The organism is bacterium (assembly GCA_019695305.1).
GTDB lineage: Bacteria > UBA10199 > UBA10199 > UBA10199 > JAIBAG01 > JAIBAG01.
Window position 1 is genome coordinate 1 of record JAIBAG010000039.1, and the last position, 16485, is coordinate 16485.

Consider the following 16485-nt stretch of genomic DNA (forward strand, 5'->3'; position numbering starts at 1 on the left):
CGTCGAACATCGTCTCAACCATAGACCGAGAAAATGTTTAGACTTTTATACTCCTGCGGAAATACTCAAAAAATTACGTAGTGGTGCACTTCCACCTTGAACGTACCACAATTCTTTTTTCCTAATCCTTAAATTTCAAGAACTTATAATTTGGCATTGGATTTGCTTTTCATTGTGCTGATGAAAAATGAAAGACTTATTCCCCGTTATGGGGGTTATCGAAAGTTACGTAGTTTTCAAACAGCGCAGTGGGTTTATGATGCTACCGTTGTTTTTTGTGGGCGTTTTGTGAGCCAATTTTCGCGCACGCGCGATCAAATGGTGCAGGCAGCGCGAAGCGGGGTGCAGAATATAGCCGAGGGAAGCATGGCTAGTGCTACTTCTAAAAAAACAGAGCTTAAACTCACCGGGGTGGCTCGGGCTAGTTTGGAAGAACTGTTGCTCGATTACGAAGATTTTTTGCGACAACGGGGTTTGGAGCCTTGGCACCCGGATAGCCCGCGGGCTTTGGTGGTGCGGCGGAGTTTGCTGACGGACCGTTCTGACCGTTTGGACGGTTCCGACCATTCCGACAAGTCAGACTCGGAACGGTCCGGACGGTCGGCACGGTCAGAACCATCCAGCCTGTCGGATCCCAAAAAGATTGCTGCGCTAACCCCCGAAGACGCCGCCAACACATTAATTTGCGTGATCAACCAAGCTAGTTACTTACTACGCCGCCAACTGCAGTATTTAGAAAAACAATTTTCAAGCCAAGGTGGATTTACCGAAAAACTCTATCGTTTCCGCACTAATCAACGGCACTAAACATCCTCCAACTTCCTCAAAGCCCGCCGTTTGGCCTTGGGTTGCCGTTTAGCCGGACCCTTTTTATAGGTAGCCCAGCGTTTATGCGCCGGTTTTTCGTGAGCTATGTCCCGTTCGCCTTCAAAACTTTCATCATACATCAGCGCTTCATTCATCTTTTTTTCAAACTCGGGGCTGGTAATATAACCACAACCTGCACTTTTGGCGCGGCGCAAAATTTCGTTATCGCTACTTACAATAACAGCCTTGTCCTTTAACTTTTCGGCAATTTTCATAATTACCGTATCGGCCAGCATTCCCATTTCCGAAAAAAGCACATGGATGGATCCCATTTTTAATTCTTCAATATGGGTGTTGTTGGTTAAGGCGGCATCAAATACCACGTAAATTTTATGCCCCTTCATTTGCTTGTAACGAGCAAGCTTGTGCACCAGCCCCAAACGCGCGCGCTCCAGGCTTTCTTTTTCTAATTCAAGCAAAGTAGGGGATTGGCGAATAAGATTGTAACCATCAATTACCAAGGTAGCCATAAGGTTTAATGTGACTATTTTTTAGGCACTGCTCAATTTTTATTCGATTTTTAAAGCTTTTAAAAAAACCAACACAATATATTTCAATAACTTACTGTAAAAACGGGTTGGTATAAGGCTTGCTAAGCCATAATTCGTAAATTTTTTGTTTTTTAAAGGCTTGTTCATCCAAAAAAACCTCTAAAAAAATCAATTTACAAATATTTTTTTACAAAATACAAGGTGGCGCCCACTCCGTATTGCAGCTTTTAGTATTAAAGCTGGGAGAGCCTCTAAATAAAATTATAAAACCAATACGTCTCAACAAGAGTATATGAAAAAAATTGAAGCGATTATCAAGCCCTTTAAGTTAGATGAAGTAAAAGAAGCGTTAAGCGGGATGGGAATTAAAGGCATGACCATTTCCGAAATGAAGGGCTTTGGACGTCAAAAGGGACACACCGAACTCTACCGTGGCGCCGAGTATGTGGTAGATTTTTTGCCCAAAATTAAAATTGAATTAGTTGTACGTGACGACGATGTAGCACGCGTGGTGGAAGAAATTCAGAAAACTGCGCAAACAGGCCGCATTGGCGATGGAAAAATTTTTGTATATGCCGTGGAAGCGGCCATCCGCATTCGTACCGGCGAAACCGGTGACGCGGCGTTGTAGTTTTTTAATAACCCTATAAGGAGAAAACATGAGTCTCAAAACAGCAAAAGACGTCATTGCCTTTGCAAAAGACGCAAAATGTAAAGTGGTCGACCTTAAATTTGTCGATCTCTTTGGTACCTGGCAACACTTTTCCATTTCGATGGATGAACTTCACGAAGATTTGTTTGAAGAAGGAAGCGGCTTTGACGGCTCTTCTATTCGCGGATGGCAAGCCATCAACGAATCGGACATGGTGTTAATTCCTGATCCCTCTACGGCTAAAATTGATCCTTTTTGTGCTGAAACCACTCTCTCCATGATTGGTGATGTTCGCGAACCTATTGGTAAAACCACTTATGCTCGCGATCCTCGTAATATTGCTAAAAAAGCCGAAGCTTACTTAAAGTCTACCGGCATTGGTGATATTTGTTATGTAGGTCCCGAAGCCGAATTCTTTATTTTTGACCACGTGGCTTTTGAACAAAATGCCCACACCGGTTACTACCGCATCGATTCCAACGAAGCTGTTTGGAACAGCGGCAACGAAGCCGGCATCAACTTGGGAAATAAAATCCGTCATAAAGAAGGTTATTTCCCTGTTGCTCCCGCCGATACCCAGCAAGACATCCGTTCTGAAATGATTTTGGAAATGGAAAAAGTGGGTATCCGTGTAGAAAAACACCACCACGAAGTGGCTACCGCCGGTCAGGCCGAAATCGACGTTCGTTTCGATTCACTCCTTTCTATGGCTGATACCATGATGTGGTATAAATATATTGTTAAAAACGTGGCTGCTCGTCACGGCAAAACCGCAACCTTTATGCCCAAACCCATGTTTGGTGATAACGGTTCGGGTATGCACACTCACCAATCCATCTGGAAAGATGGCAAACCCTTGTTTGCTGGTGATAAATATGCCGGTTTCTCGCAAATGGGCCTTTGGTACATTGGCGGTATCTTAAAGCACGCTCCTGCTCTTGTTGCTTTAACCAACCCCACCACCAACAGCTATCGCCGCTTGGTGCCGGGTTATGAAGCTCCTGTGAAGCTTGCTTACTCGTCGCGTAACCGTTCGGCTGCCGTACGTATTCCCATGTACTCGCAATCGCCTAAGGCTAAACGCTTGGAATTCCGTACTCCCGATCCTACCTGTAACCCGTACGTGGCTTTCTCGGCCATGCTTATGGCAGGTTTGGATGGTATCCAAAACAAAATTGATCCGGGTGCCCCGATGGATAAAAACATCTACGGCTTATCGGCTGAAGAATTGGCCAATATCCCGTCTATTCCCGGTAGCTTGGACGAAGCTCTTAATAACCTTAAGAACGATCACGAATGGCTCATTAAAGGCGGCGTGTTCGATCAAGACTTCGTACACAACTGGATTGACTATAAAATGGAAAACGAAGTGGGACCTGTTCGTCTTCGTCCTTCTCCGTACGAATTCCACCTGTATTTTGACTGCTAAAACCAGTCTTAATCGGCATCTGTTTTACAAAAACCCTCCGCCACAAGCGGGGGGTTTTTTATTGTTTGCACGTCCGTGAGTGTGTGGGTATAGGTGAGGTATGAAAAAGTTTTTTTCTATTATCCTCCTTCTTATTTGCCTTTCCTGTTCTAAAGAAGAAGAGGCGGCCCTTCCGCTTGAAGGCCCTGTTATTGTAATTGCCGAGGGTTTTATTTTTGCTACCCCCGATATTACGGCCCAGCCCGGTGATACTATTATTGTAGATAACGAAGATAATAACCCGCACACTATTACCAGCGAAAGTGCTCCCGGTGCTTTTGATGATACCGGAACTTTTGATGTGCTGGTGCCTTCTGATGGAACCAATACCTTTACAATTCCCGATACGGCTGTGGCTGGTGATGTGTTTTATTTTTACTGTCGTTTTTTTGAAGGCTCCATGACGCCGGTTGACGGAACGATTACGGTGGAATAATTAACTATGAATAAACGAAATTTTTTGTTCCTGCGATAAATTATAAAAATAGCGCACTTCTTCAATCATTTTTTGCATTTCCTGCGGATTACGGTATTTGTTTTTTAAGTAATGACAGTATTTGGAGGCCAGTTGCGAGGCAGTAATATAACGTTCTTCCTGTTCGGCCGATAAGTTTTCTATTAATTTAAAATTTTCAAACAAACGATCAAAAATAATTTTTGATATTTCTTCGGTGTGGTCCGATCTTAAAAATAAATAGAGCAAAACAAATTTGTCAATTTCGGCCTGCAATTCCATTTCTAATTGAGTGATAGGCGTTTGCTTATAAGCCTTCCATAAAAAATAAACAAAATGCGATACACCTTCAATCATAATACAAAAATCGGCAATATTTTCTTCGTTTAAAAACTCAAAGGGATTGTTTTGAGTTAAGTTTTGAAGGAGTTTATCATCTAAAAAAAGAGCCACTTCTACTGTTTCTTCTTCGCTTTGGCGCACCAGTAATAGTTCTTTAGGAAGTTTTTGGTTTTCGCCTAAAGTCAGTAAATTTTGTGCCTCGTGTCTATCTATTAAATAATGTTTCACGCGCTCGGGTACGCCAATATCGTAAAGGCATTCCAATTGATTTTGCAAACGGTCAATCATAACCGCTTCAAGCTTGGCGTCTTCATGATGTGGAATCATTGTCATATTATTGAGGGTACTTGTTTTTAACTAATGCGTTAGGAACAATCCCGTGTTGTTCCAGTAAATCTTTGTTACGCGTTGAACCCGTTTTAAGCCACCGGTCGTACAGGTTTAACACATCCTGATGATTCATCAGTGGTGTTGAATCGCGTACAGCGGCAATAATATCTACAAAAATTATAAAGTTTTGTGCCAATTCGTGAAAGGTATTTTTTAGAGGTTTTACGGTATTTAAGTTTGACAAATTACTATAAGCAGCATGTCCCATGCTAATGTAATAGTCTATATCTACCAGTTTGCGGTTTAAGCTTTCGGCAAAAAAACCCGAAATGAAAAGAGACGCATCACCCAGTTTTTTAAGATGCTGGGCTTTTTCGTATGATGTCGATACGAGAGCTTCTAAAAAACGGAGAGCTAAAGCTTGATCTTGGTTGTTATCGAGTGGGCAAAAGGCAGTAAGCAGGTTGACGATATAATGTTCGGCTTCCACGCTTACTTTAACAGGAGCCTTGGATGCCGCGTTCTCAACCTTTTCGAAAAAAAACTCGGGTAATGTGGAAGTAGAAATCATTCCCAACCCCTTTACTTATTACTACTAATTAAAATTGTAGCATTGGGTGAGTAGGGGACCAAGAGAAAAGATGGGTTTTTTTGACGCGGGGTGGCAAACGGATGGTGTTCTTTTTTTGAAAATAATTTCGGAGGTCCGCTTGTTTGTGCTGGGGCTGGTTTGATTCCGCCGGTCCCCGCTTGCGGGTCCCCTCCGGCTTTTGCCTCGTACAGCTTCTGATTTATGCTGAATTTTTTCTAGGCGGCCCAAGAGCGAAATTATTTTCAAAAAAAGAACACCACCCGTTTGTGATTTATTTTGGGCCCCTCCCACTTAAGTTAAGGGGGAGGACGGGAGGGGGGTACTCTTTCCCCCTCGCCCCTTTGGGGAGAGGGTTAGGGAGAGGGGGGAGTAAACAGATCCTTCGATTTTTTAGATAAACAATACAATCCAAATACGGCCTTCAAAGTTAAATTACCAAAGGCTCCAATTAAACCTCCTGCTAATAAAATTTCGCTGGGGGTTAAGGTGCCATTTGTTACCAAGGGGCTAGTAAGGCTTGATTTAAAAAATTCTACAAAGAGAGCTTGTGAGGTGCCAAGCCCTGAAGGGGTGATGGGGATGGCTCCCGAAAAGAGTACAATAGGGCCATATAAAAAGATTTTGCTAAAGGGCACATGACTGTAAAAACCATGAATCATGAGATAAAGAGCCGCTACTATTGTGACAATTAACGGTAGGCGTAGTAAGGTAAATTTTAAATAGTCTTTTAGGCTTGCTTCTTTAAAAGCGTAAAAAATATCACGATGCACTAGTTTGTTAATCCAGGGCACCAAAATTAATTTTTGCAAAAATGGCTTTTTAAAATTGAGCCAAAAGGCAATCCATATAAAGAAACCGCCATAAAAAAGAATGGCCAGAGTATACACATAAGGTTTCAGCGCTATATTGTGGTATTGGATATCGTTAAAAAATACTGAGACCAGTGCCAAAAAAAGCATGATAGAAAAATCGATAACGGTCATGAGTAAAAGAGTGCCTATGGTTTTAAAAACAGGAGCTTCATGGGTACGTTTTAAGTAAAAAACAATACCTCCCTGACCTACATTGTAATTAATAACCATCAGTAAATATGTGGCGCCCCGCATAAGGAGCGTTTCGGAATAATTGAGTTTGGCAACAAAGCGTGAGAGGGCTAATTGCAAGGCCCATACATCCAAAAGCATCACAACCGTAAAATACAACACGATATAAAAGAGAAGGAGCGGGATATTAGCGTGGAGTATAGCGTTAAGGATGTTTTTAGGTGGTGTTTGTGTAAAAAGAAGGTAAAAAATCCCGCAAGCCATGCACCAGGGGAGTATATTTTTAAGCCGTTTTTTCATTTGATGAAGGCTTTCTTATACGTTAAGAGAGGTGAAAAGGAAAGTGATGAAAGAAAACGACGAAATTTCAAAAGTATACGAACCGCACGATGTAGAAAACAAGTGGATAGACCTGTGGCTTAAAAATCGGGTTTTTTCAATGGATAAACCGGATGCCTCTAAACCATCCTACTCCGTGGTTATCCCTCCACCCAATGTAACGGGCTCGCTCCATATGGGGCATGCGCTTAACTCTACCATTCAGGATATTCTCGTCCGCTACCACCGTATGAAAGGTTTTAACGCCCTGTGGGTAGTGGGAACCGACCATGCCGGTATTGCTACGCAAAATGTGGTGGAACGTCAGCTTAAAGAAGAAGGCAAAAGCCGTTTTGATTTGGGCCGTGAAAAATTTGTGGAACGCGTGTGGGAATGGAAGAAAAAATCGGGCGGGACTATTATTGGCCAGCTCAAGCGTTTAGGGGCCAGTTGCGATTACGATAACGAACGCTTTACCATGGATGATGGTTTGTCGGGCGCTGTTAAAAAAGTTTTTGTGGATTTATACAACGAAGGTCTTATTTACCGCGGTAATCGTCTCATCAATTGGTGCCCGCGCTGTCAAACTTCGCTTTCCGATTTAGAAGTAGAACACGAAAGTAAAAAGACTTCTCTGTGGCATATTCGCTATCCAGTGGATGGTGGATGGTGGATAGTGGATGGTGAAGAAGAAAAAAAAGATTATGTTGTCGTTGCTACAACTCGGCCAGAAACATTGTTTGGTGATGTGGCTATTGCTGTGCATTCTGATGATGAGCGTTACAAAGCTAGTGTGGGTAAAAAGGTAAAGCTTCCTTTAACCAATCGTTCTATTCCTGTTGTGGCCGATTCTTTTGTCGATCAGGCTTTTGGCAGTGGCGTGGTAAAAATTACACCAGCACACGATTTTAACGATTTTGCCGTGAGTGAGCGCCTGGGTCTTACAAAAATTAATATTTTAGATAAAACAGGAAAGCTTAACGATAATGTTCCCGACGATTTTAAAGGCATGGATCGTTTTAAAGCCCGTGATTTGGCCGTGGCTAAATTAGAAGAAGCCGGGCTTATTGAAAAAATTGAACCTTATGGCAATTCGGTGGGGCACTGTTATCGCTGTAAAACTGTAGTAGAACCTTATTTATCCGATCAATGGTTTGTAAAAACAAAACCGCTGGCCGATACGGCAATGAAGGCTGTGCGTGAAGGGCATACGCGTTTTGTGCCCCAGCATTGGGAAAAAACTTATTTTCAGTGGATGGAAAATATTCAAGATTGGTGTGTATCCCGTCAAATTTGGTGGGGTCATCAAATACCGGCCTGGTATTGTATGGAAGAAGTGGATAGTGGATCGTCAATGGTGGATAGCAAGAGTACTATTCACCATCCACCATCCACCATCCACTTGTGCCCTCCAATTGTTTCTGAGACACCGCCTCTTGCATGCCCTAAATGTGGATCAACAAAACTGATTCAAGATCCTGATGTTCTGGATACCTGGTTTTCTTCCGGCCTCTGGCCCTTTAGCACTTTGGGTTGGCCCGAAAATACCGAACGTTTAAAAACTTTTTATCCTACCTCATCGCTGGTGACTGCTTTTGATATCATCTTTTTTTGGGTGGCGCGCATGATGATGTTTGGGTGTCATTTTATGGCTAAGGACGGACGCCCTTTAAAAGATGCTGTGCCGTTTAAAGATGTGCATATTCATGCCTTGGTGCGTGATCCTACCGGTCAAAAAATGAGTAAGTCTAAAGGCAATGTGGTGGACCCGCTTGTACTCATGGAAAAATATGGCACCGATGCATTTCGTTTTACCTTGGCTGCTTTTGCGGCGCAGGGGCGTGATATTAAATTGGATGAGGCGCGTGTAGAAGGCTATCGTAATTTTTGTAATAAAATTTGGAATGCTAGTCGCTTTGCCATGATGAATGCCGAGCCGTTTATTAAATCGGTGGACGATTTTAAAAATATTACACCCAAAAACCGTTTTAATCAGTGGATTTTATTTGAGCTTAATCAAACTATCGACGCGGTTTCCAAATCCATCGAAGGTTACGAGTTTAACCGCGGCGCGCACACGGTGTATAACTTTTTTTGGCAAAACTTTTGCTCGTGGTACATCGAACTCACCAAAGAAATTTTCCGTTCCGGAACTGATGCCGAAAAAATTGAAACCGCCCGCACTACTTTTTATGTGCTGGATACGGCGCTCCGTCTCATGCATCCTTTTATGCCCTTTATTACCGAAGAAATTTGGCAAATGTTGGGCGATAGAAAAGGCGCAAGCATTGCTAAAAGTAATTATCCTGTAGTGGCCAATACCGAAAATTACAAAAAAGCGTGGCAGGAAGTGAATGCCTTAACACTTGTGGCCACCGCCATCCGCAACATTCGCCAAGAAACGGGTGTGCCGCTTAAAGAAGCGGTTAAAATATCGGTTATTGCTCCGGAAGCCGAAAAAACCATTCTTAAAGAAATTGAAAAAATGATTGGATGGCTTGCTACCGTTTCGCAAATTAATTTTGTTGATAAAGAACTCTCCGAACCGGCAGCACTGGCTATGGCAGGGAATGCCACCATCATGATTCCTCTTGCCGGATTGATAGATATCGACAAAGAAAAAGCGCGTCAGGATAAAAAGATGGCAAAGGTTGATAAAGATATTGCCGCCTTAAACGCACAATTGGGTAACGAAAACTTTGCTAAAAACGCCGATGCCGAATTGCTGGAAGAAAAACAAAATTTACTCAAAGCAGTGATGGCCGAAAAGGCCCTTATTGAACGGGCGATAGGGATGTTAAAATGAAAAAACCCATTTATTATACTCTTATCAAACAAGCTCTTCACGAAGACAATGCGCATCGGGATATCACTACCGAAGCCTCCTTTGGTAAAAAACCTCCTTTGGCCGATGGGTATCTGGTGGCTAAGCAAGATTTTGTGCTGTCGGGTTTGGATGTGGCACGGGATACTTTTTTAGCTGTAGATAAAAGCATTCATTTTATTACCGGTGTTGAAAATGGCGCTAAAATTTTAAAAGGCGAACGTTTTGCCAAAGTTGTGGGGCCGGTGGATAGTTTGCTGAGGGCAGAAAGAGTGGCACTTAATTTTTTGCAGCAACTCTCGGGTGTGGCTACTCTTACTTACGAATTTGTTAAAAAAATTAAAGGCTCCCGCGCTCAAATTTTAGATACACGCAAAACTGTACCGGGTTTGCGTGTATTGCAAAAACGGGCTGTGGCTCATGGCGGCGGTACTAATCATCGGATGACGTTAAATGATATGTATCTCATTAAAGATAATCATATTGATGCCTCCGGTTCGGTTTTAAAAGCTTTAGAATCTGCTCACGCGCATCGCTCTAAAAATAAATTAAAAAATGTTCTTATTCAAATTGAAGCCCGCACTTTGGCCGAAGTAAAAGATGCCCTTAAAGGACGTGCCGATCTTATTTTGCTGGACAATATGAGTATTGCACAAATTAAAGAAGCCGTGCGTTTGGTAAAAGGGCGCGTTCCGTTAGAAGTATCAGGGGGTGTGAATATCAACACGGTTAAAAAAATAGCCTCCACCGGTGTGTCGCGTATTTCTATTGGGGCACTCACGCATTCTATTAAAGCTGTTGATATCAGTTTTCTCATCCAACCCTTATGATTGTTACTTATCTTCTTATTACGCTAGCCTTTCTTGTTCCCATTTTTCTATTTTTATTAGTACGCCAAAAATTAAAAGCCAAACCCTCCGCTTCGCTGGTGATGAAATCTTCTCCAGGTTTGTTATCGGGTCTTTTTAAAGGCGGGGAGAGCACGCTGGTGGCCCTCGAAGAAAAATTATTAGCCGCCGATTTTGGTATTGAATCGACCCAAGTTCTTTTGACGGACATGGGTTCTTATTTATCCAATCCCGACGAAGCTCAAAAACATTTGCAACAAAAAATGAAAACCATGCTGGCCGATCCGCAGGGTTTTGCTTTTTCGCCCAGCAAACCTCACGTTTTAATGATGGTGGGGATTAACGGTGTGGGTAAAACTACAACTTTGGCAAAACTCGCGCATTGGGCGGTGGGGCAGAGTAAAAAAGTTCTTCTGGTGGCTGCCGATACCTTTAGGGCAGCGGCGGCCGAGCAGCTAGAAACCTGGGCTACACGCAGCGGAGCTCAAATTGTGCGTGGGAACGATCAAACCGATCCGGCAAGCCTTGTATTTGATGGTATTAAAAAGGCGCTGGCTACCGATGTAGACCTTGTTCTTATTGATACCGCTGGGCGTCTCCATACTAAATCTAATCTCATGGAAGAGCTTAAAAAAATGGTGCGTGTGGGAGAAAAAAGTTTGGGGCGGGCTTTGGACGATATTTACTTGGTGCTCGATGCCACTACTGGGCAAAACGGCCTGTCGCAGGCGCGTGATTTTTTAGGGGCCATCCCGCTTACCGGTATTGTGCTGACGAAGTTTGACGGCACGGCTAAGGGGGGTATTGTGTTTGCCATCCGTCAAAAAACTGGCCTTCCTATCCGTTTTGTAGGCATGGGCGAGGGCATGGTCGATCTCAAACCCTTTGATGCGACCGATTTTATTGATAAAATCTTTCACTAATCCCTAGCTCCTCTTCCTTAATCTCTGTACAATGAGATACATGCCCTCATCGCATGTTTTGCAATTTATAGGAGGCCTTACTTTTTTCTTTTTTGGCCTTTTTACGCTCCATCAGGGGCTTCACTCCTTTGCTGGAGACCGTCTTAAAAATCTTATCCGCAAAAGCACAGTTGGTCCTATTAAAAGTATTGTAACGGGCATTGTTGCTACTTTTTTTCTCCAAAGTTCTACCGCAACGTCTCTTATGACTATTGGTTTAGCGTCTAGTGGCCTTCTTACATTGCGTCAGGCTATGGCAGTTTTGCTTGGTGCCGGTATTGGTACCACTTTTGTGGTGCTCATTATTTCTATTAAATCCATTATGCAGCTAGGTCTTGTGTTTTTTATTGGTGGTTTTTTAATGAGTCATTTGGGACGCCGCAAAGTAATAAAAATGTGGGGTGAAATTATTTTGGGGTTTGGTTTAGTATTTTTTGGAATGACAGTGATGGGCGAGGCCACTGCCCCTTTAAACGATAACCCGTTGGTGCCTCAAATTTTTCAATTTATGCGCGAGTATCCATTGCTTAATTTTGTTATTGCGGCAGTTCTTACCGCATTTATCAACTCTAGCAGTGCAGTGGTGGGTATTTTAGTGTCTCTAGCCCATGCTCATGCCATTACGTTTCATGATGCACTGCCCCTTGTATTGGGCGCCAATGTAGGAACCTGTTTTTCGTCGCTAATAGCTGCTAGCCAGGCCAAAACCGATGGCAAGCGGGCGGCATGGGCTAATTTTTTATTACGGGTATCGGCTGTGGCCATGATTTTTCCGGTGTTTAAAATTTATGTAAACGCCATGGATTTTTTTATTAATTTTGTGATGATTAATTTATTTGATATTTCGCCCGATAGCGCTGTGTCTATTTCATTTTTTCATTTTTTGTTTAATGTACAGGTGGTGATTGTGTTTTTACCTCTTTTGTCTTTGGGTGAAAAAATAATGGTGTGGCTTATCCCTGTTCATGACGAGGCCGAACAAAAATTTGGCCCCATGTATTTGGATGAAACAGCCTTAATGACCCCAAGTTTGGCGTTTGCACAGGTAAATCGTGAAATTGTGCGGATGGGAGAGATTATTCAAAAAATGTTTCGTCAGTGCCATGGACTTTTCCAAAAATACGATTTGGATCGTGTGGATGAGATACGTGGCAACGATCATCAGGTAGATATTTTGTACAAGGCCACCAAGTTTTACATGGCCAAACTGCCGCTCACCGATTTGCAGGAAAAAGAGGCGAGCCTGGGAATGCATCTTATTACTGCTGTGAATGAATTTGAAAATATTGGTGATACCATCGATGGACATTTTGTGCGACTGGCCCATAAAAAAGCCAGTAAAGCCGTTAAGTTTTCGGATGAGGGGTGGATGGAAATTTGTGAGGTGCAGGTAAAAACCACACAAATGATGGATATGGCGCTGGCTACTTTGTCGTCGGCCAACCGCGAAATTGCTCTTAAAATGCTAACTCATAGTGAACATCTGCAGGAAAGGCAAAACGAGCTGAAGATGACGCACTTAAAGCGTTTAAATGCCGGTTTAAAGGAATCTATTGAAACGTCTGCTATTCATTTGGAGCTCATGGCCTTGTATCATCGTATTAGTTTAGCGCTGCTTACTATTGTGCATCATTATTTGCCCGAGAAAGAATATTTGCGAATGAATACAGCAGATGGTGGATAGTGTATGGTAAATAGTAAAAATACAAAAAAACCATCCACTATTCACCATCTACTATTCACTTCTTCATATGCTTGTTGATAGCCACTGCCATTTAAGTTTTAAAGATTATCCTCTAGCCGAACGCGACGCTGTTATCAGTCGTGCGCGTGAAGCGGGCGTTAAAACGCTTATCACCATTGGTGCTGGCGAGGCCGTGGCCGGTAACGAAGAAGCGTTGGCTATTGCCAAAACTGACCCGCATATTTATTCCACCGTAGGCATTCATCCGCATGATGCCAGTGTGGTGACTCCGGAGATTATAGCGCATCTCGAAAATTTGGCGCTCCATCCTAAAGTGGTGGCCATTGGCGAAATTGGACTCGATTACCATTACGAGCATTCACCGCGAGACATTCAACGACAGGTGCTGGCCAATTTTATAAAACTCGCTCAAAAAATAAAAAAGCCCATCATGATTCACGACCGTGATGCAGGTGATGAAACGTATGAGATGCTTAAAACGCATGGTGTAAAACCTGGCGAAGTGATGATCCATTGCTTTACGGGTAGCATGGAACTGGCTAAAAAATATTTGGATTTAGGCACGTATCTTTCATTTACCGGCATTGTGACGTTTAAAAAATCGGACGAATTGCGCGAGGTGGTAAAAATAACTCCCTTAAATCAAATGCTGATTGAAACCGACTCGCCTTACTTGGCGCCCGTTCCTTTTCGCGGTAAAACTAACGAGCCCGCGTATGTAAAATATGTGGCCCAAAAAGTAGCCGAAATTAAGGGTCTTAGTTTTGACGAAATAGCTCGTGAGACCACTCAAAATGCCCATCGGTTTTTTGGAATCTTAGGATAAACCTTGTTGTTTTTTGATTTCTTCCAAGAATTTTAGATCTTCCAAATCTTTAGGACGATTGGCAGCTTTTTTCATAATGATGAGGTCGTCAAGTGAGCTAAAATATACATTTTGGTCGGCGAGCTTGCAGGTAATTTTGTTTTTCCAGAGCGTGTCAAAAGTAACACCGGCAACATGCGGATGAATATCCAGCTCAAGAATATATTGTCTAAAAAGTAGTTTTTTTTGCAGCGCCTCCTCAACTGTTGTATCTTGTAAATCGTAACCGGCAGTTTTAAGAGCTTTAAATAATTTTTCTATGTTTTCTTTGTTGGGTTTTACAAAAATATCCAAATCTTTTGTGAGGCGTGAGTAGCCATGAGCAATGCCGGCAGTAGCTCCAATAATAATAAATTCTACAAAATTATCGTTTAATGATTTGAGGGTATTGGCTAGATTCATGGCGTGAATTGATAAATTCGAGCATGGTTAAGTTCCATTCCAACCACGCTTTGAGCCGTTCGTCCATTGGTATGGCTAACGAGCATTGGATGTCGAAGGCCATTTCCTTTTGTGGGTCATCTTGAGCTAGTTTAAGAAGTGGCATAGAACCAATTTAGAGTAAAAATGCGCATTGTTCAATATGCAATTTGGGTGGTTTTTCATAAAAAAGTAGTTTTATATCTGTGTGGTGTAGTCTCCCCAATAATAGGGGCTAGGGGCTAGGAGCTAGGGGCTTGAAACTCCTTTTGGTGCCAGGTACATTTTAAGAGTTCCCTTCCATTTAAAATAATCAAATAAATTCAATTACTTATAGTTAATTTTTTTTGGACCCCAAATGGCCTTTTTGGCAAGCTTGTTGCTTTATACAGGAGGAGAGCCTTTGTTATGGGCTCCATACTATAAGGATATATATGGCTGTAAATGGCGTACAACCAGGACAAACAACCCAAACCGGACCTCTTCCTCCGGCTGATGGCAATGCCGATGCTACGGGTAGCACCGGTGTTACACAACCCCAGCCGCCTGCCGGTGGTTCTGCTGATGGTGGCGATGTTAGTAGTCCATCCGATGGTGCTGCCTCGCTTGCCGAATTGTTTGCCGATGCCGTAGGGTCTACCGATGGTACTTCTGCTGATGCTCCCGATTTGGGTTTTGGTGATACCGAAAGTCCCTCTTCGCCCATTAAAGATTTAGATGTTGATGTTAATATTGCCGAACTTTTGAAAGATGGTAATCATAAGCCGCTTACCAAAGAAGAAGCTTTACAGAAATTAAATCAGCTTCAAGCTGCCATGAGTGCTCCTGAGATGGCTCCGGCTGTGGAGGAAGTTTCTCATGCCGATGCTCCTGAACAAGACGCTCAACAGCAAAAAGAAGGTAAAGATCAGCTTACCAAAGATTTGGTTAATAAAATGCAAAGTGAAGTGGCCAATTTAAAACAAAAATTTGCCGCTAAATATTCGCAGGCTTCTCATGGAACGGTGCTTAGCAAAGAAGATACTGCCGAATTTTATAAAACAGGTTCTCGTTTGGCACTGCTTTCTAAGGGTTTGCAAGCTCGTAAAACGGCCGAAAAGCAGGCTGCTAAAGCTACAACCGCCAACCAAAAACAAATTGCTCAAGGCGATAAAGCCCGTGTGGTGCACCAAGATTTAAGTGCTGTATTGGCCGGTAAAAAAGCGCCTGTGGTTGTTAAGTCTGAAAGTTCTAAAAAATCTAACGCGTCTGACAAGTCTGACGTGTCCGACAGGTCCGACGTAGCTACCGAGTTAGCCGCTCAAGCCGAGGGCACAACCGAAACTGCAAGCTCTAGCGGCACTCAAGCCGATATGAGTGGCGAAGGTTTTATTGAAACTCCTCAAAGTTTGGAAGTAGTGCAATTGGCTGTTAGCGAAATGGTTCCCGAAGATGTACGTAAAGAAAGATTGGAACGCGCCAAAAATAGCAATGCGGGTGCTGTGGCTTTGGCGAAACGTGCTAAAAGCGGTGACTTTAAAGACCAAGCACAAGATGCCTTAAACAACGGTTTAAAAGGTGAGGCCGCTCTTTTTGCCGGTGTGGCCGAATCGGCCCAGGGTGCTTCGGCCAGTGAAGATATGGCCTGCATGAAAGCTTTGGTAAGCGGTGGTTACTATTGTTACGGTAGCGAAGAACGCGTTACCGATATTAGCGGCAAGGTAAAATTAAAATTGGTAGATCCTTCGGGAGCTCAGCAAACAACGGTAGCTTCTACCGAAGTAACCGACGATGCTTTTAAAACCATGATGAGCCGCAATGGTAAAACAGATTTTAGAGGTGACCACGAATTAACCGAAGAAGGTCGCGTTGCTTTGGTGGATAACCAGCAAAGTATGGCGGCTGCCATGCGCGAAGGCGGAATTTTAGCCGGCGATTTAGTACGTGGTGTTGATAAGAAAGGACATGCATCGGCCGAGATGCATGTGGGATAAGGAGAGTATATGGGTGCATTTGTAAGTTTAACTGATGGAAGTTCTAATAACACAACCCAAGATACGGGCGAGGTAGCCGTTACCGTTTTTGCTGCAGATGGTACGGAAGATACTGCGCTTGAAGCTGATTCTGCTGCCGATACCGGTAATCAGATTGATATTTTTGACAAATTTCCTAATGCCTTACAAGGTTTACAGGGATTAACCCAATCTACTAATACATCGGTTGATGGTGAAGGATACCGTATTAGCAGAACGGCTACTAATACCTATGAAATTCGTCAGGGTGCTTATCATGTTGCCGCTGTTGCTGGTGAGGGTGCTGCGGCTG

At 43.0% G+C, this 16485-nt stretch carries 17 protein-coding genes; 11 read left to right on the forward strand and 6 right to left on the reverse strand.

Features of this window, described 5'->3' with window-relative positions; all coding sequences use genetic code 11:
• Nucleotides 1-180 precede the first annotated feature (180 nt).
• Nucleotides 181-807: a four helix bundle suffix domain-containing protein gene (locus tag K1X76_12055; protein MBX7149797.1), complete on the forward strand. Its 627-nt coding sequence runs from the start codon at nt 181-183 to the stop codon at nt 805-807.
• On the opposite strand, the gene K1X76_12060 is transcribed toward K1X76_12055, so the two are convergent.
• Entirely contained in the window at nt 804-1337 is a 534-nt protein-coding gene (locus K1X76_12060) for an NYN domain-containing protein (protein MBX7149798.1), read from the reverse strand. The genes K1X76_12055 and K1X76_12060 overlap by 4 nt on opposite strands.
• A gap of 313 nt (nt 1338-1650) precedes the next feature.
• Between K1X76_12060 and K1X76_12065 the strand changes: the two genes are divergently transcribed.
• The 3 genes from K1X76_12065 (at nt 1651) to K1X76_12075 (ending at nt 3914) form a co-directional block, all read left to right on the forward strand.
• Complete coding sequence (locus tag K1X76_12065) at nt 1651-1989, forward strand: P-II family nitrogen regulator (protein MBX7149799.1); 339 nt, start codon at nt 1651-1653, stop codon at nt 1987-1989.
• A gap of 28 nt (nt 1990-2017) precedes the next feature.
• On the forward strand, nt 2018-3439 hold the full coding sequence (gene glnA / locus K1X76_12070; GenBank protein MBX7149800.1) for a type I glutamate--ammonia ligase: 1422 nt from the start codon (nt 2018-2020) through the stop codon (nt 3437-3439).
• A 100-nt stretch (nt 3440-3539) separates the two neighbouring features.
• Nucleotides 3540-3914, forward strand: coding sequence for a hypothetical protein (locus tag K1X76_12075; protein ID MBX7149801.1), 375 nt, complete (start codon nt 3540-3542; stop codon nt 3912-3914).
• Here the strand turns inward: K1X76_12075 and K1X76_12080 are convergent, their stop codons facing one another.
• The 3 genes from K1X76_12080 to K1X76_12090 all read right to left on the reverse strand — a co-directional run bounded on the left by K1X76_12080 (nt 3915) and on the right by K1X76_12090 (nt 6539).
• Complete coding sequence (locus K1X76_12080; protein MBX7149802.1) at nt 3915-4607, reverse strand: hypothetical protein; 693 nt, start codon at nt 4605-4607, stop codon at nt 3915-3917.
• Between the two features lies 1 nt (nt 4608).
• A complete protein-coding gene (locus K1X76_12085) occupies nt 4609-5175 on the reverse strand; it encodes a hypothetical protein (protein MBX7149803.1) in 567 nt (188 codons plus the stop codon).
• A 374-nt stretch (nt 5176-5549) separates the two neighbouring features.
• Entirely contained in the window at nt 5550-6539 is a 990-nt protein-coding gene (locus tag K1X76_12090) for a flippase-like domain-containing protein (GenBank protein ID MBX7149804.1), read from the reverse strand.
• Nucleotides 6540-6585: 46 nt separating this feature from the next.
• On the opposite strand from K1X76_12090, the gene K1X76_12095 reads away from it, so the two are divergent.
• From K1X76_12095 to K1X76_12115, 5 genes are all read left to right on the forward strand, one after another.
• Nucleotides 6586-9363, forward strand: coding sequence for a valine--tRNA ligase (locus tag K1X76_12095; protein ID MBX7149805.1), 2778 nt, complete (start codon nt 6586-6588; stop codon nt 9361-9363).
• Nucleotides 9360-10211 (forward strand): carboxylating nicotinate-nucleotide diphosphorylase, encoded by an 852-nt coding sequence (gene nadC, locus K1X76_12100; protein ID MBX7149806.1) that lies wholly within the window; start codon nt 9360-9362, stop codon nt 10209-10211. The genes K1X76_12095 and nadC overlap by 4 nt, the downstream gene beginning before the upstream one ends.
• The gene (gene ftsY, locus K1X76_12105) at nt 10208-11152 is read left to right on the forward strand and encodes a signal recognition particle-docking protein FtsY (protein ID MBX7149807.1); all 945 of its coding nucleotides are present in this window, start codon (nt 10208-10210) and stop codon (nt 11150-11152) included. The genes nadC and ftsY overlap by 4 nt, the downstream gene beginning before the upstream one ends.
• Before the next feature lie 40 nt (nt 11153-11192).
• On the forward strand, nt 11193-12875 hold the full coding sequence (locus tag K1X76_12110) for a Na/Pi cotransporter family protein (GenBank protein MBX7149808.1): 1683 nt from the start codon (nt 11193-11195) through the stop codon (nt 12873-12875).
• A 67-nt stretch (nt 12876-12942) separates the two neighbouring features.
• Complete coding sequence (locus K1X76_12115) at nt 12943-13722, forward strand: TatD family hydrolase (GenBank protein MBX7149809.1); 780 nt, start codon at nt 12943-12945, stop codon at nt 13720-13722.
• Here K1X76_12115 and K1X76_12120 read toward each other — a convergent pair.
• Nucleotides 13714-14163, reverse strand: coding sequence for a nucleotidyltransferase (locus K1X76_12120; GenBank protein MBX7149810.1), 450 nt, complete (start codon nt 14161-14163; stop codon nt 13714-13716). The genes K1X76_12115 and K1X76_12120 overlap by 9 nt on opposite strands.
• Nucleotides 14126-14308, reverse strand: a complete 183-nt coding sequence (locus tag K1X76_12125; protein ID MBX7149811.1) for a hypothetical protein — start codon at nt 14306-14308, stop codon at nt 14126-14128. Before K1X76_12125 ends, K1X76_12120 begins: the two co-directional genes overlap by 38 nt.
• A gap of 307 nt (nt 14309-14615) precedes the next feature.
• Here K1X76_12125 and K1X76_12130 point away from each other — a divergent pair, with 307 nt between their 5' ends.
• Together K1X76_12130 and K1X76_12135 are read left to right on the forward strand one after the other, a co-directional pair.
• Entirely contained in the window at nt 14616-16154 is a 1539-nt protein-coding gene (locus K1X76_12130; protein MBX7149812.1) for a hypothetical protein, read from the forward strand.
• Between the two features lie 9 nt (nt 16155-16163).
• The coding region (locus K1X76_12135) for a hypothetical protein (GenBank protein ID MBX7149813.1) at nt 16164-16485 on the forward strand (322 nt) is incomplete at its 3' end.

Bases quoted from the DNA above. Each gene is read 5' to 3' on its own strand.
- K1X76_12130 (MBX7149812.1), top strand. From the start codon at position 14,616: ATGGCTGTAAATGGCGTACAACCAGGACAAACAACCCAAACCGGACCT.
- nadC (MBX7149806.1), top strand. From the start codon at position 9,360: ATGAAAAAACCCATTTATTATACTCTTATCAAACAAGCTCTTCACGAA.
- K1X76_12060 (MBX7149798.1), bottom strand. From the start codon at position 1,337: ATGGCTACCTTGGTAATTGATGGTTACAATCTTATTCGCCAATCCCCT.
- K1X76_12095 (MBX7149805.1), top strand. From the start codon at position 6,586: ATGAAAGAAAACGACGAAATTTCAAAAGTATACGAACCGCACGATGTA.
- K1X76_12120 (MBX7149810.1), bottom strand. From the start codon at position 14,163: ATGAATCTAGCCAATACCCTCAAATCATTAAACGATAATTTTGTAGAA.
- K1X76_12125 (MBX7149811.1), bottom strand. From the start codon at position 14,308: ATGCCACTTCTTAAACTAGCTCAAGATGACCCACAAAAGGAAATGGCC.
- K1X76_12115 (MBX7149809.1), top strand. From the start codon at position 12,943: ATGCTTGTTGATAGCCACTGCCATTTAAGTTTTAAAGATTATCCTCTA.
- K1X76_12090 (MBX7149804.1), bottom strand. From the start codon at position 6,539: ATGAAAAAACGGCTTAAAAATATACTCCCCTGGTGCATGGCTTGCGGG.
- K1X76_12065 (MBX7149799.1), top strand. From the start codon at position 1,651: ATGAAAAAAATTGAAGCGATTATCAAGCCCTTTAAGTTAGATGAAGTA.
- K1X76_12055 (MBX7149797.1), top strand. From the start codon at position 181: ATGAAAAATGAAAGACTTATTCCCCGTTATGGGGGTTATCGAAAGTTA.
- ftsY (MBX7149807.1), top strand. From the start codon at position 10,208: ATGATTGTTACTTATCTTCTTATTACGCTAGCCTTTCTTGTTCCCATT.
- K1X76_12075 (MBX7149801.1), top strand. From the start codon at position 3,540: ATGAAAAAGTTTTTTTCTATTATCCTCCTTCTTATTTGCCTTTCCTGT.
- glnA (MBX7149800.1), top strand. From the start codon at position 2,018: ATGAGTCTCAAAACAGCAAAAGACGTCATTGCCTTTGCAAAAGACGCA.
- K1X76_12080 (MBX7149802.1), bottom strand. From the start codon at position 4,607: ATGACAATGATTCCACATCATGAAGACGCCAAGCTTGAAGCGGTTATG.
- K1X76_12085 (MBX7149803.1), bottom strand. From the start codon at position 5,175: ATGATTTCTACTTCCACATTACCCGAGTTTTTTTTCGAAAAGGTTGAG.
- K1X76_12110 (MBX7149808.1), top strand. From the start codon at position 11,193: ATGCCCTCATCGCATGTTTTGCAATTTATAGGAGGCCTTACTTTTTTC.